This window comes from Flavobacterium sp. AC274, assembly GCF_979258275.1.
Genome location: NZ_OZ409852.1, coordinates 496161 through 511223, shown reverse-complemented (window position 1 = coordinate 511223; position 15063 = coordinate 496161). Strand labels below are relative to the sequence as shown.

12 protein-coding genes and 2 pseudogenes are annotated in these 15063 nt (G+C 33.2%); 7 read left to right on the top strand and 7 right to left on the bottom strand.

What is annotated here, in order from left to right:
- Positions 1–9: 9 nt before the first annotated feature.
- Positions 10–786, top strand: a complete 777-nt coding sequence (lolB1, locus tag ACZZZT_RS02315) for a lipoprotein insertase outer membrane protein LolB1 (RefSeq protein WP_463459287.1) — start codon at positions 10–12, stop codon at positions 784–786.
- 24 nt (positions 787–810) lie between these two features.
- Entirely contained in the window at positions 811–2091 is a 1281-nt protein-coding gene (locus ACZZZT_RS02310; RefSeq protein WP_042564859.1) for a murein hydrolase activator EnvC family protein, read from the top strand.
- A 37-nt stretch (positions 2092–2128) separates the two neighbouring features.
- Here ACZZZT_RS02310 and ACZZZT_RS02305 read toward each other — a convergent pair whose 3' ends face one another.
- Positions 2129–2551, bottom strand: a complete 423-nt coding sequence (locus ACZZZT_RS02305) for a CBS domain-containing protein (RefSeq protein WP_073394475.1) — start codon at positions 2549–2551, stop codon at positions 2129–2131.
- Positions 2552–2766: 215 nt separating this feature from the next.
- Here ACZZZT_RS02305 and rbfA point away from each other — a divergent pair.
- From rbfA to ACZZZT_RS02280, 5 genes and pseudogenes are all read left to right on the top strand, one after another.
- A pseudogene (gene rbfA, locus ACZZZT_RS02300) lies at positions 2767–3090 on the top strand (30S ribosome-binding factor RbfA); the annotation flags it as partial.
- Between the two features lie 69 nt (positions 3091–3159).
- Positions 3160–4359 carry an ABC transporter permease gene (locus tag ACZZZT_RS02295; protein ID WP_073394476.1) on the top strand — a complete coding sequence of 400 codons (1200 nt, stop codon included), beginning with the start codon at positions 3160–3162 and terminating at the stop codon, positions 4357–4359.
- 170 nt (positions 4360–4529) lie between these two features.
- Complete coding sequence (locus tag ACZZZT_RS02290; RefSeq protein WP_073394477.1) at positions 4530–5957, top strand: MATE family efflux transporter; 1428 nt, start codon at positions 4530–4532, stop codon at positions 5955–5957.
- 91 nt (positions 5958–6048) lie between these two features.
- Positions 6049–6597 carry a DUF6934 family protein gene (locus ACZZZT_RS02285; protein ID WP_073394478.1) on the top strand — a complete coding sequence of 183 codons (549 nt, stop codon included), beginning with the start codon at positions 6049–6051 and terminating at the stop codon, positions 6595–6597.
- Positions 6598–6606: 9 nt separating this feature from the next.
- Positions 6607–6828 (top strand): hypothetical protein, encoded by a 222-nt coding sequence (locus ACZZZT_RS02280; protein WP_073394479.1) that lies wholly within the window; start codon positions 6607–6609, stop codon positions 6826–6828.
- Between the two features lie 101 nt (positions 6829–6929).
- On the opposite strand, the gene dusB is transcribed toward ACZZZT_RS02280, so the two are convergent.
- The 6 genes and pseudogenes from dusB to ACZZZT_RS02250 all read right to left on the bottom strand — a co-directional run bounded on the left by dusB (position 6930) and on the right by ACZZZT_RS02250 (position 15057).
- Entirely contained in the window at positions 6930–7922 is a 993-nt protein-coding gene (dusB, locus tag ACZZZT_RS02275; protein WP_073394480.1) for a tRNA dihydrouridine synthase DusB, read from the bottom strand.
- Positions 7923–8065: 143 nt separating this feature from the next.
- A complete protein-coding gene (gene flxY / locus ACZZZT_RS02270; protein ID WP_463462368.1) occupies positions 8066–9328 on the bottom strand; it encodes a flexirubin biosynthesis putative acyl-CoA ligase FlxY in 1263 nt (420 codons plus the stop codon).
- A gap of 39 nt (positions 9329–9367) precedes the next feature.
- Positions 9368–11029 (bottom strand): C45 family autoproteolytic acyltransferase/hydolase, encoded by a 1662-nt coding sequence (locus tag ACZZZT_RS02265; protein ID WP_463459286.1) that lies wholly within the window; start codon positions 11027–11029, stop codon positions 9368–9370.
- Positions 11030–11087: 58 nt separating this feature from the next.
- Positions 11088–12604: pseudogene (locus ACZZZT_RS02260) on the bottom strand (phytoene desaturase family protein).
- The gene (locus ACZZZT_RS02255) at positions 12605–13831 is read right to left on the bottom strand and encodes a lysophospholipid acyltransferase family protein (RefSeq protein ID WP_463459285.1); all 1227 of its coding nucleotides are present in this window, start codon (positions 13829–13831) and stop codon (positions 12605–12607) included.
- Positions 13807–15057 carry an MMPL family transporter gene (locus ACZZZT_RS02250; protein WP_463459284.1) on the bottom strand — a complete coding sequence of 417 codons (1251 nt, stop codon included), beginning with the start codon at positions 15055–15057 and terminating at the stop codon, positions 13807–13809. The genes ACZZZT_RS02255 and ACZZZT_RS02250 overlap by 25 nt, the downstream gene beginning before the upstream one ends.
- Positions 15058–15063: the final 6 nt, after the last annotated feature.

The following is a 15063-nucleotide window of genomic DNA, read 5'->3' as shown; positions in this document are numbered from 1 at the left end:
AAAATTCAGATGAAAAAATATATAGCACTTGTATTAGTATCAGTTTTTATGATTTCATGTAAATCTAAAGCTGTTGCGGTACAAAACAATACGACAGAAGTTGCACCAAAAACGGATAACAAAGTAGTAGAGAAACATTACGACAATAAACTAGATTTCAAAACATTATACATAAAAGCAGCTGCCAGATATGTTGATGAAAAACAAAGTCAGAATGTTACTGCAGAAATTAAAATTGAAAAAGATAAACAGATTTTAATAAGCGTTCGTTTTCTTGGAATCACAATGGCAAAAGCATTGATTACACCAACAAGCGTAAGCTATTACGAGAAAATAAACAGTACCTATTATGAAGGAGATTTTACCAGTTTAAGCAAATGGCTGGGAACAGAACTTGATTATAGTAAAGTACAAAATTTATTAGTTGGAGAAGCTTTAGACGATTTAAGAAAAGGAAAATACACCCAGACCATTGTAGAAAACCTGATTCGATTAGAAGATGAAAAAGAAACTAAATTGAAAAAAGCTTTCTTTCTTGAACCTGAAAAATATTTGCTGCAAAAAGAGCAGATTTCACAGGCAACAGAAAATATTATGTTAGAGATAAAATATGCTGATAATAAAACTTTCGATCAGGGAAATCTTCCAACAAGTATCGAAATTAATGCAATTCAGCCGAAAGGAAAAACAGACATCAATTTAAATTACAATAATATTTCGTTTAATGAAGAACTTTCTTTCCCTTATAGCGTACCGGGTGGTTATAAGAAAGTTTTAATTAAGTAAATTTGCAAAAAGAAAAAGATAAACATGCCGAAATTTCTCCTCAGCCTAATTTTTATATGTGCCACAACTTTTGGATGGGCACAGGATTCGCAGCAAGAAAAACTTGAACAGCGAAAAGCTCAGATTCAGCAGGAAATTAGAGACAACGAAAAAATGTTGCAATCTGTAAAGAAAAAAGAAAAATCAGCAGTAAATGTGTTTTTAATTCAGGCTAATAAAATTAAGCTGAAAGAAAAACTTATCAATACAACGGCAAAACAAGAAAAGATTCTAAATAACGATATGTATATTAACCAATTGAAGGTTAATAAACTAAACAGAGAATTGGCTATTTTAAAAGAAGATTATGCCAAAATGATTTTAAAATCGTACAAAAGCCGCTCTGAACAAAGCAGAGCCATGTTTATTTTATCTTCAGAAAGTTTTCTGCAAGCCTATAAAAGAGCACAATACTTAAAACAATATACCAATTTCAGAAAAAATCAAGGTTTAGAAATTGAGTCAAAAACCAATGAATTAGTTGATTATAATGCCAAATTGGACGGACAAAGAAAAGTTAAGAAAAAAATTATTGCTGAAAACGAAAAAGAAAAGCAAAGCTTAGAAGTTGAAAAGAAAGAACAGCAAAAATTGGTTAACGAAATTAAAAAAGACAAAAATAAAATTATTGCCGATACAAGATCTAAACAGCAGGAATCAAAAAGAATTGACGCAAAAATTAAGGATCTTATCCGTGAACAAATTAGATTAGCCAATCAACGGGCCGAAGAAGAGAGACGGAAAAGAATCGCAGAAGGTAAAGCCAGCGAAGCAGATAAAGCAGAGGCTGCAGCGCCTAAAAGTTATTCATCAGATAGAATTACATTAACCCCGGAAGGTAAAATTTTAGCTGCCGATTTTAAAGCAAACAGAGGAAAACTGCCTTGGCCGGTAGAGAAAGGATTTATATCTCTTGGCTACGGAGATCAGCCACATCCAGTATATCCAACATTGACGGTTCATAATTCTGGAGTAGAGATTACTACAGAACAAGGAGCAAATGCACGCGCAGTATTTGAGGGAGTAGTATCAAAAGTTATAGCCTTGTCGCCTGTAAACAAAGCTGTTTTTATTCAGCATGGAGATTACTTTACAGTATATCAAAATCTAAGTCAGGTATCTGTTGAACAAGGTGACAAAGTAAAAGTTAAACAAAGTATTGGAAAAGTAAGAACAAGTGGCGACACCGGAAAAACAATTATTAAGTTTTTGATTCTTCAAAACACATCAAATAATAATCCGGAAGGATGGTTACAAAACAGATAAAAGAAAGGGAGCAATTGGCTCCCTTTTTTATAAGTATTTAATTAGTATATTGTTCAAGAAAATATTTTACAACATCTGTCGTGGTGACAATTCCTTTAAGCTGACCATTATCTACAACAGGCAAAGCATGGAAATCTTCTTTCACAAAAATTTCAGCCAAATCCCTAATTATAGTATCAGATGAAACGGTTTTGGGTTTTGAAGTCATAACCTGAGAAATAGTAAGCATGTCAAGAATGGCTTCATCTGCACCTTCCTGTCCTTCAAATAAAGCACCGAAAGTTAATCGGTTGATATCTGTTCGGCTGATAATACCAACTACATCTTTACCCCGAACAATTGGAATGTGTCGAATAGTATTTTTTCTTAATAGCTCAACAACATTTTTTAAGTTGTCATTTTCATTTGCAGTCACTACGGTTTTGGTCATGATATGACTGATTGGTTCTCGCTTTTTCATAGTTAAAGAGTTTATTATTCTATCAAAGATGTGTAATAATTCTCACAAATAACATGATTTTTATCATCACCAAACAATGAACCAACTAGAGGATTTATTGGTTTTTTTGATGAAAAAGATCGAAATTTGAAATAAAGAAGATAAGAATGTAAAAATCATCCCATTGTTCATTTGAAAATTGCATTGATGAAATTTAAAAATAGTATTTTTGCATTATGGAAACAAATAGACAGAAAAAAATAGGCGGTGTCATCCAGAAAGATCTGGTTGATATTTTGCAAGGTGAAGTGCGAAAAAACGGAATTAGTAATTTGGTAATTTCGGTATCCAAAGTTAGTGTTACTTCAGATTTATCTGTGGCAACGGTTTATTTAAGCATTTTTCCTCAGGATAAAGCGAAGGAAACTTTAGAAGGAATAAAATCAAATACCACATTAATCAAACACGATTTATCACAACGTGTACGTTTGCAATTGCGCCGTGTACCAAACCTGGTATTTTTTATCGATGACTCATTAGATTATATTGAGAAAATTGATAATGCTTTATCAAACAGAGAAAACCCAATAGAAAACCGTGATCTTTTAGAAAAAGAAGAAAATCATAAATTGAATTTCCCCCTTTACATAGCCAAACGTTACATTTTTAGCAGAAGTAAAAATAATGCTATTAATATTATCAATCGTATTGCCAGCTTAGGAATCATAGTTGGTACAATGGCTTTGTTTGTGGTTTTATCTGTTTTTAGCGGATTAAAAGTCTTCAGTCTTTCGTTTACAAACGAAATAGATCCTGACTTAAAAATGACAAGTACAATTGGAAAATCATTTTTGATAACCCCGGATCAGGATAAACAGCTTAAGAAAATTGACGGAGTTGCTTCGTATACCAAAATTATTGAAGAACGTGTTTTGTTTTTATTTAAAGACAAACAGCAGGTTACGTATTTAAAAGGAGTTGATAGTCTTTATCCCGTAGTAAATGACATCAACAAAAAACTTTTTAACGGGCAATGGATTAAGCCTGAAACATATCAGGTTGTTGTGGGTTATGGAATTGCCCGAGATTTCTCGATGGGAATTTTAGATTTTGAAAATCCGCTGCAGATATTTGCGCCAAAACCCGGAAAAGGAGCTTTTGAAAATCCCGAAGAAGCATTTAATAAAACTGATGTTTTGCCAGTTGGAATTTATTCCATTAGCGAAGATTTAGATTCTAAATATGTATTTGCTGATTTAGGTTTAGCACAGGAATTACTCATGTACAAACCCAATCAAATTTCAGGAATTGAATTTCATTTAAAAGAAAATGCAAATGAAAGCGCAATCAAAACTCAACTAGATAAAATTTTCAAAAACAAAATCACTTTAAAAAATAGAGCACAACTAAATGAATCTCTATATAAAATGCTCAATACAGAGAACATTGTGGTTTACCTCATTTTTACATTAGTAATTATCGTGGCACTTTTTAACTTGGTTGGAGCATTAATTATGATGATTTTAGAGAAAAAAGGAAACTTAAAAACCCTTTTCAATTTGGGAACTGAAATTAAAAGTATCCGAAAAATATTTTTATTGCAAGGAACTTTGTTAAGTGTTTTTGGAGGAATTGTTGGTCTTGTTTTGGGTATTATTTTAGTCCTGTTACAACAGCAATACGAGCTGATTATGATAACGCCAACTTTAGCATATCCGGTTGTTTTTAATCTGGAAAATGTATTGATTGTGATGACAACAATTGTTTCGCTTGGTTTCGTAGCATCTTTAATTGCCAGCAGTCGCGTAAGCAAAAACTTATTAGATTAATATTTCTTCCTAAAAATATTACTATATTTATCCTCTCAAAAAGTACAGCCTTATGATTGTTTCTGCTTAGTCCTAATTTATTTTTTAGAATAATTAGGATACTTACGTTTATTTTCTTGAGTTCAGATATAGTGTATCTGGGCTAATCTTATCATTTATCCTAACAAATCATGACAGAAACTACAATAAAGAGAAGTTTATTTTCTAAAATTTTCACCACATTAACACAAGCATTAAAAGGCGATGAATCTTTTGATTATACTGCCGGAAGTATCAAAAAAGCAGTCATTTTATTAGCCATTCCGATGGTTTTAGAAATGATGATGGAATCCGTTTTTGCTTTAGTCGATTTATATTTCGTCGGACATTTAGAGCACAGTAGTTTTGCAATTCAAACCGTAGGTTTAACCGAATCTGTTTTAACAATTATATATTCCCTCGCAATTGGAATGAGCATGGCGGCAACCGCAGTTGTGGCAAGACGTATTGGAGAAAAAGATCCTGTCGCAGCGGCAAAAGCAGGAATGCAGTCCATCATTATTGCATTTGCAGTCAATAGTGTAATGAGCATTTTCGGAGTTATCTATGCTAAAGATATATTAATGTTAATGGGAGCGTCTGCAGATGCGGCAGAACACGGTTATCGTTTCACACAAATTATGATTGGCTCAAGTTTATGTATCATGCTTTTATTCTTAATTAATGGAATATTTCGTGGAGCAGGAAACGCAGCAATTGCCATGAAAAGTTTATGGCTGGCCAATATTTGCAATATTATTTTATGTCCAATATTAATTAACGGTCTTGGACCAATTCCTGCTTTCGGATTAACAGGCGCAGCGTTGGCTACAACTTTAGGAAGAAGCATTGGAGTATTATATCAAGTGTATCATTTGTTTTCGGGAAACAATGTTTTAAAAATCAAAATTGCCTATTTCGCACCAGATTTCAAGCAGATAAAAGCATTAGTAAAAATTGCAGCTCCGGGGATTTTACAATTTGTAATAGCATCCTGCAGCTGGATTTTTCTGGCACAATTAGTAGCAACAACCGGAGGCGATCACGGATCTGCGGGTTATCAAACCGCGTTGCGAATTATGATGTTTTTCATTCTTCCGGCTTGGGGGTTAAGTAATGCCGCCGCAACTTTGGTAGGGCAAAATTTAGGAGCCAAACAAATTGAACGTGCCGAAAAATCTGTGTTTACAACAGCTAAATACAACGTGATTTTTATGGCAACCATTATGGTTATTACCTTATGTTTTGGAAAATATATTATTTCATTTTTCACGAATGATGAAATGGTCCGAACAGTTGCAGTTGAAGCTTTACAAATTATGAGTGTAGGGTTTATTTTCTACGGAATTGGAATGGTTTTAATAAACACTTTCAACGGAGCAGGAGATACCTGGACACCAACGGGAATTAATTTCTTTGGATTTTGGTTGTTCCAAATTCCGTTAGCTTATGTATTAGCAAAACATTTTAATATGGGACCAACAGGAGTGTTTATCGCAATTCCGGTTGCCGAAACAGCTATAACTTTAGCAGGGATTTTCTTTTATAAAAGAGGAAAGTGGAAACGTATTCAAGTATAATTAGAATAATAAAAAGACCTTCAATTTATGAAGGTCTTTTTATTTGTAAGAAATTTATATTAATTTTGTTTGTGTAAATTTAATGTTTCTTATGATTAAAATTAATTTAGAAAATACTTTTGAAGCGACGTATGTAAGTTCTAATTTCGATCAATATATTTTTGAATCTCAATTAAAGAATAATAAAATAGTTCAACTAAAAGTTAAGTTTACAAACATCGCAGATTCTTTGTTACCAAATGTTTACAATCTCGCTTTTGGTCCATTTGATTCAACTGGAAAAATTAATGATTCTATAAATCTTAAACATCAAGATAGTAATAAAGTTTTTTCAACCATTATCTTATTTTCTATAATTTTTCTAAAAGACAATCCTCATGCAACAATTGGTATAGACGGTTCAGATGATATACGCGCCAATTTATATCATCGAATGTTTAGATATAATTATAAAGATTTACAAGACTTCATAGTTATTATTGGAGTAGACTGGTATGTGAGATTATTAAGAAATGGAACAATTGAATTAGATATTGATGGATTGGCATTTTTTAAACCAAAACCAGAGCCATTTAATCTACAAAGAAAATCTAGTGATCTTTATAGATATTATATGTTTAATTTAAATCATAATTTTTAAATTTGCTGTATGAAAGATTCTATTCAAAATAAAATTAATAAAATTCAAGAAATTGCCTTAGCTTCCAGGGCTAAAAAAAGCATGATGGATAATAATATCATAGAATTAAAAAACAATGATAATTTATCTAAATCTATTAGAAATGCTAAAGAAGCTGAATTATTCTTTTCTGAGTTAAAATCAGCAATTGATCTTGCTAAAAGAAATTCAACGAAAAATGTTTTAGAATAAATAACATTCTCCGCATAATAAAAAAAAGACCTTCAAATTTGAAGGTCTTTTGTATTTAGATCTTTGTCAAAGTTTCAAAACTTTGACAAAGATTATATGTTTTAAACAAATTCATATCCGGCATAAACCTGCTCAATTTCTTTCATAATAGCAAAAAGATTTTCAGGTTCGTCGGTTGTAACGAGTTTTTGTTTGTATTCTTTAAAAGAGTGGATACCTTTGAAATAATTGGTATAATGACGGCGCATTTCAACAATTCCCAAACGTTCGCCTTTCCATTCCATCGACCACATTAAATGGTTTCTGGCGGCTTCTACACGATCAATAACTGTTGGTGCAGGTAAATGTTCTCCGGTTTTAAAGAAATGTTTGATTTCGTTAAAAATCCACGGATAACCAATTGCGGCGCGGCCAATCATGATACCGTCAATTCCGTATTCATTTTTATATTTTAATGCTTTTTCAGGACTGTCGATATCGCCATTTCCAAAAATTGGCATTGTAATTCTCGGGTTATTTTTTACACGTGCAATATGCGACCAATCGGCGTGGCCTTTATACATTTGCGCGCGGGTTCTGGCGTGAATTGTTAAAGCCTGAACACCAATATCCTGAAGTCTTTCTGCAACTTCATCAATATTAATAGAACTGTCATCCCAGCCCAAACGTGTTTTTACTGTTACAGGCAAATCAGTGCTTCTGATAACGGCTTTTGTCAAACGCACCATCAAATCAACATCTTTCAGTACTCCGGCTCCGGCTCCTTTACAAACCACTTTTTTTACCGGACATCCAAAATTAATATCAACCAAATCTGGTTTTACTGTAGAAACAATTTTAGACGAAAGCGCCATTGCTTCTTCATCACCACCAAAAATCTGGATTCCAACCGGGCGTTCGTAATCAAAAATATCCAGCTTCATTCGACTTTTGATAGCATCGCGAATCAATCCTTCCGAAGAAATAAATTCTGAATACATCATGTCAGCGCCATGCGTTTTGCATAATCTGCGAAACGGCGGATCGCTTACATCTTCCATCGGTGCGAGTAATAAAGGAAATTCGGGTAATTCTATGTTGCCAATCTTGACCATCTTCAATATTTTGTGCAAAATTACAACATTTAGTTTAATTTGTACCAAATTGAGGTTCAAAGGTTCAAAGTAACAAAGTTGCAAAGGTTTTATATTGAGAGGCTAAACCTTTGTTCCTGTGAACCTTTGCAACTTTGTACCTTTTAAACAGTTGTTTTACGGTAATCAAAAAAGCGAATAGGTTTTCTGCTCATCGGATTAAAAACCAAAGGATTTAATATTTCTTTTGGAGCAAATTCTATTTTTGGAGTTACTCTTAATTTGGCTCTAAAGTGATCTTTTATTTCTTGTAAAAATTCAGGGGTTTGATTTTTGGCGGCGATTTTTATCAGGATTTCATCTGTTCCTAAATCGTTGGTAGAGATTTCGATAATATGGTTTTCGATGTTATCAAAATCGCTCAAAACATCATTCATCGCAGGCGGATAAAGCGTAGTACCTTTATATTTTATCATTTGCTTTTTACGACCCACAACCGGACCAACACGAACGGTATTTCTTCCGCACGCGCAAGGTTCATTATGAAGCTGTACAATATCTCCGGTTTTAAAACGCAATAAAGGCATAGCTTCAATACCCAAAGTAGTAAAAGTCAACTCGCCAATTTCACCATTTTTTACCGGATTATTTTCTTCGTCCAAAACTTCAATAATAATTAATTCCGGGTGATGGTGTCCGCCAATACCATGTTCACATTCTGTAAAAGCAGTACTCATTTCTGTAGAAGCATAAGTCGAAAACAACTGAATATTCCATTTTTCAGTGATTTTTTTAGACAAAGTATTCATCGAAAAATCCTGATTTCGTAATGATTCGCCAATGCAAATTGCACCTTTTATACTCGAATTATTATAATCAATTCCGTGTGCTTCTGCATATTCAATTAACTTCAATAAAAAAGAAGGAACCGTAATTAAGTACGAAGGTTTGTATTTTAAAATGGAATCCCATTGCAATTCCGGAATTCCCGCACCAACGCGAATAACACCAACCTGCAGTTTTCTTAATCCCAGAAAGTAAGCCAGACCAGCCATAAATTTTCGGTCAATTGTTGTCATTAATTGCACAACATCGCCTTCTGCAATTCCGGCGCAGGCAAACGAAATCGCTTCATTATAAGCCAGTCGATCCAAATCAGAATCAGTTAAACCAAAAGTAACCGGATCGCCTAAAGTTCCTGAAGTCGAGGCATAATCGATAATTTTATGCTGCGGAACACACAAAAAATCATCATTATATTGTTGTAAATCTTCCTTTGTTGTAACTGGTAAATGCTGTAAATCTTCCAGCGTTTTTACTTTCGAAATATCGATATTCTGACCAGCAAAAAGACGTTTGTAAAAAGGAGAATTTTGACTGATATAAGATAAAAGTTCTGCTAATTTCTGCTCTTGAAAATTTTTAATTTGTTCTAAAGAATCCTTCTTCTATTGTTGGAATCGTGTTCATTTTCTTTTGAGTTTTTTTAAATATTTTTCAATTGCTTCTTTATCAGGAACAGTTGTAATTTCTTTGGTTAATGCTTTTTCAAAATTGCTTTGTGCAAACTGAAAATATTTCTGTTCGTAAAAATACAATCCCGCTTTATAATACACAACCCAATAATCCGGGTTTAAAGATTGGTAATTCTGAATAAATTCGAAAGGAATTTTTGTTTTATTCTTCAAATACAAATCCATTTTGTGGTCTTCAATTCTAAACTTTTGATAGTTTAAAAAAGCCGTAGTTTCTAAAAAAGGATCTTTGGCAATATTAAGGTTTTCTTCTTCAAATGAAACAGGAAGATCTGTTTTTCTTTCTTTAAAAATCGAATCTAAATTATAACACACAAATTCGCCCAATTGATACGGATTTGCAGAAACCCAAACTAATTTTTCTTTCGGTTTAAAAATAATTCCGTGATGTGCCATCAATTGATTTAGCGCTTTTTCGTTGCCATAACCCAGCGCCATATTTTGTAAACCATCTTTATTTCTTAAAATATCAGATGCTATTTTTGGATTAATTTTTGGGCTTTCACTAAAAAGTTCCTGCATTCTGTCATAACGATATTTGGAATGACTGTTGGCAATTTGCGACAGATTTCGTTCATCATTTTTAAAAGCATCACTTTGAAAATGGTTTGAACAAATTAATTGATTGCTGTTTGCGACATCAAAAACATCCATTTTTTCGGGAGAAACTTCAATCAAAACGGCTTTATTATCGTGTGCACTTCCAACCATAATAGATTCTGAAACAAACAATTGTCTTTTTTTTGCAATTGCAACTGCTTCATCAATATTCTTTGCGTGCTGTAAAATCTCCCGGGTTAAAATCGAAATTGGTGTTTTGGCAATTATCGGAATTTTCGATTTTCCGGCATTGATCGTTACCGTTAAACCTTCCTTATTCATTCCCGAAACCGTACCCACCATTCCGGGCCAGGTAACCGTCATAAAAGGATAACCCTCTTTCGGATTTATAAACGCGACGATTTTATTTTCTGCGAAAGCATCATTTACATAAAAATCAAAATTACGGCCGAGAATTAAATTTCCATCTTCAGATTTTTCACCCCAGGCAGCAAAAGACGAACAGCCAACCAAAGCCAAATCCTGTAAAGCGTGACCAATGTCGTGTGCGGCATGCAGGTATAAACTGCGTTGATATTGGGGTGCGATGTTATTGAAATCCTGCGAAGTGTATTGCGAAACGCCGTAAATTTCCGTTTGATATTCATTGGGAACATTCAAATATAATTTTCGATTGTACCATTTTAGAAAATTCCGAAGTAAATTTTGCTGAAATTTTGAAGGAACAATATCTTCAATTCTGCCGAAAAATATTTGTTCCTGTTTCTTTAAAAGTGAATCTGATAAAGCGCCGGTTGTAAGTCCGATTTCTAATGGATCGCCTTCAACATACAATTCCCAAAGGCCTTGTTTGTTTTTTAAAAGTGAATTTTTTCCAGATGTAAAAAGTGCATTTGAATGTTTTGTTACAACTGGTTTTACAGTATTATAATTCGAAATTTCCGGCAAATGATGCATTGATTTTGAGGTACCACAAGAAACTAGTATCAATATAAAAATTATAAAAGATAAAAGTAAACTTTGGTTTTTCATAACAGTAGTAGCTGAGTTGGAATTTGGAATTTTCTATTTGGAATTTTCTCTTATAATTTTATTCAGATGCCTGATTGATTTTAGTTACTAAATATTCTTTTCCAACAATTTCAGAACAGGTTACAACCGCTCCAATTGTTACGCCTAAAACGCCATGCATATTAATACTTTGACCTGTAAGGTAAAGATTGTCCAGTTTGGTTTTTGACGGAATCAAGGTTTTCATCGGGTTGCTGGCATCCTTTACATAACCGTACATATTGCCATTGCTGCCGCCAATATAATCGCGGTAAGAAAGCGGCGTAGAAGTATGAATCGACTGAATGCATTCTTTAATTCCCGGAAATTTTATCTCGATTTCTTTTAGAAACTTTTCGACTTTTCTGGCTTTAAATTCTTCATAACTTTCGCCACGATCACTTTCTTCGGCAGTTGTATTAAAAGTATTTACCCACGGAGCAACATCATCATATTTCATATACGTAATAAAAGTCATTCCCTCTGCCCATTCTTCCTGCTTTTTAGAAGCATTCATAGAAGCCATAAATGCTTTTGGCCAGGATTCTTCATCATATTCGTGACAAGTCCAGACTTCGCTGCTTTTCTTAAAATGATAATGATTATGGTTGATGTATTTAAACGTTTCCGGTTTAAAAACAATGTATAAACTGAATGCAGAAATAACACCTTCGAGACTTTGAACACGGCTGAAAAATGATTTTCTAAAATGTTCCTCGCCAACCATTTTCAAAGTAGTTTTGGGTTCAATGTTCGAAATAAAATAAGATGCAGAAACCTGAGTTCCGTCTTTCATTTCTACAGAAGTTACTTTGTTTTCTTCAACATTAAATTTTACAACTTCTTTATATTTATAAAACTCCCCGCCATATTTTTTGAGCTGTTTTAAAAGCTGTTTCGTAATCTGACTTCCACCATTAATGCACCGCCACGAACTTTGTATATATGAGTTTACCGAAAGGGCATGAACGTAAAAAGGCGATTTATCCGGAATACCGGCATACAAAAAATTAGAACCCGCCAAAACCGCTTTTAGTTTTTCATTTTCAGTAAAAGCATCAATGGTTTCTTTTGCATTCAATGACAGGATTTCATTGTCATATTTTCCTTCCCATTGCAAATTATAAAGAGGAAAAGATTCGCAGATCACTTTTATCTTGTCACAATATTTTGTGATGTTTTCTTTTTCATCAGGAAAAAAACACCTAACTGATTGACAAAATTATCGTAACCCTGTGCGTGAGGATATTCGTTTTCATCATCATCAAAAGAGATAATATCAAAACCGTTATCGTCCATTTTTTTTAAATTCAAATGATCGATAATACCCAGATATTTAAAATATTTATACAGATTCTCTCCTTCACTTAAACCACCGATATAATGAATTCCGGTATCAAAAATGGTTTTATCGCGAACAAAAGTCTGCAGATTTCCGCCGTATTGATTGTTTTTTTCGAGCACGCAAACGCTGTAACCTTCTTTGGCCAGAATAATTGCCGAGACCAAACCGCCTAAACCGCTGCCTACAATTACAACATCATACTGCTCTTTCATTTAATTTTTCTTTAATACAATTATATTATTTTCTTCCAAATCAGAAGAAAAACCAAAGTTAAGCAATGTGTTTTTTAAACCTGAATTATCGATTAAAATAATGGTAGAAGTTACAGCAGCAATTTTTTCGATATCGCCAATATTTTCATCAGAAATTAAAACAGCATCATATTCATTTTGTAACACCAAATCAATATTTTCTAAATAAGAAATTTTTCTTTTTTTGAGGAAATAATTGGTTTTTGCAACCAATCGTTTTTCTTCGTCATTGATAAAAGAAACTACTTTTCGCTGCGGTTCCTGCAATGTCAGTAAAACATCCAACTGCCCATAATCATTTGCTAAATGTAATATTTTGGCTTTCGCCGAAAGATGTTTGTTTAAGCGATGATATGTTTCCAAATGACTTTCGAGATTGCTTTTCACACTTTTTATGACTTCCGTTTCCTTATAATCATAACTGTGAATCAGCATTTTTTTGAAGTATGACGAACCTTCAAATTCCTGACGAATCTTGCGATATTCCTCTTTAAAAAAGGAACTTAATTGTTTCGTTCTTTCAACATAATTTTTTCCGAAAGAAAGATTATCAGGCGCAATTCTTTCTAGAATAGAAACCGTAACCTGACTGTGATGAATAACAAAATCACCTTTCGGAATTGCTTCTGAAGCACCGTGAATAACAACGGGAACTATATCCAGATTAAATTCTTCGGCAAGGAAAAAAGCACCTTTATGAAAACGCTTAATTTGATTGCTTTCTGAACGGGTTCCTTCCGGAAAAACCATTAACGAATATCCTTCGTTTACTTTTTGACGCAAATGTTCAACACCGCCTTCAATTCCTTCAGACACCGGATAAAACCCTGCTTTTCTAACCGTTCCGCCAAAAATAGGAGAATTGTAAACCCAGTCGCTTACCAAAAATATAATTTTTGGACTCAGCATTCCCATTGCCAGAATATCAATAAACGAGGTATGATTGGCAATAATTATGGCTGGTTTCTCAAAAGTTTCATTGTATTTATTGATAACTTTTTTATGTAGAAAAGGATTCGAATACAAAACTGAATTCATGAATTTTGAAATTGCATATCGAAATGCCTTCATTTTCGTTTTCTCCTTTATCGGAATAATCGGCATGATTGTGATGCTGAAAAGCGACATTAAAATTCCGCCAAGACCATAATAGGTAAATGAAATTACACCATGAATAAAAGTTCGCAAAACAAAAGGCGGATTTCCTTTTTCGAACGATTTGATATAAATAATTTAAAGAGAATCGGGTAGAAGATAAACGTGATAATCAACGCGGCAAAAACCCCAATTAAGGAAACTGATGAGATAGATCTAAGTGCTGGATGCTCTGCAAAAATCATCGCGCCAATTCCTAAAATAGTAGTAATAACAGCCAGAATTATAGAGGTTCTGTAAATCGCAATTTCGTTTTTTCCGTTTGTGTATTCTTTTTGCAGCGCACTTGTCATGAAAATACTAAAATCGACACCATGACCAAAAATCAAAGTACAGACAATCATACTGAAAATGTTCATCTGAATGCCAAAAATGCCCATAATTCCTGCCGTAACAATTCCTGTTAGGGCAATAGGAATACAGCTCACAATAACCAATTCGATTCTGCGGAAAAAGAAAAACAAGATCAGAATTACGGCAACAAAAGAATAATTAACCAGCGAATTAAAATCTGTTTTTAAAGTACTAAAAAACGTTTCATTCATTTGTTGACGGTCAATCGCAATAATATTATTTTTGGCTGTAGCCGATTTTACAAAAGTATCTCGTTGGTCCGGTTTTACTTTTACTAAAGTTGAAATTGTATAAAAACCATTTTTTTCCGTCACAAATTCTTTCAGCTGCAACGCCTGAATTTTTAAATAATCGTTTGCAGAAATTGGTTTGAAATCAAAATCTAAATGCTCAAAAAAGATGGAATAAGTTGTTGGTTTGAAACCTAGTTTTGAACCTTCGGCAATTAATTGAGATTTTAAAAGTTCTTTTTTATTCGTGTTCCAAAAGGAATTCCATTGTTCTATTTTTTGCTTTTGCTCTTTTTGCGAAAGCATAATTCCGCCAACCGAACTGAAATTTAAAATTTTATTTTGCTGTTTTTCTTTCGATAAAGATGAAAAAAGCTGATTGTTGCTTTGCAAAACTTCTTCCATACTGTTTCCGTAAGCAGCAACATAAATGGTTTTTGAAGTTAAACTCGTGCTTTCTTCCAGATCTTTTTCGGCAGCTTTAATTTCCTTTGGAACAAAATTTAATTGTGACAAATCGTTATTGAAACCAACATTATTGTAAGTAAAAAAGCAAACAATGGTAATTAGAACGCAAAAACCAATCAGGAATTTATTGTTGTGAAACGAAAAATGTGCCAGTTTATCGATGACATTTTTCTTATGATCAAAATTATTTTCTTTTGGTTTGTACAAATGCGG

What these genes read in the sequence shown, in the direction of transcription:
- ACZZZT_RS02285 (WP_073394478.1), top strand. Translation starts at nt 6,049, where the DNA reads ATGATTAAAATTAATTTAGAAAATACTTTTGAAGCGACGTATGTAAGT.
- ACZZZT_RS02290 (WP_073394477.1), top strand. Translation starts at nt 4,530, where the DNA reads ATGACAGAAACTACAATAAAGAGAAGTTTATTTTCTAAAATTTTCACC.
- ACZZZT_RS02310 (WP_042564859.1), top strand. Translation starts at nt 811, where the DNA reads ATGCCGAAATTTCTCCTCAGCCTAATTTTTATATGTGCCACAACTTTT.
- ACZZZT_RS02305 (WP_073394475.1), bottom strand. Translation starts at nt 2,551, where the DNA reads ATGAAAAAGCGAGAACCAATCAGTCATATCATGACCAAAACCGTAGTG.
- dusB (WP_073394480.1), bottom strand. Translation starts at nt 7,922, where the DNA reads ATGGTCAAGATTGGCAACATAGAATTACCCGAATTTCCTTTATTACTC.
- lolB1 (WP_463459287.1), top strand. Translation starts at nt 10, where the DNA reads ATGAAAAAATATATAGCACTTGTATTAGTATCAGTTTTTATGATTTCA.
- ACZZZT_RS02265 (WP_463459286.1), bottom strand. Translation starts at nt 11,029, where the DNA reads ATGAAAAACCAAAGTTTACTTTTATCTTTTATAATTTTTATATTGATA.
- ACZZZT_RS02280 (WP_073394479.1), top strand. Translation starts at nt 6,607, where the DNA reads ATGAAAGATTCTATTCAAAATAAAATTAATAAAATTCAAGAAATTGCC.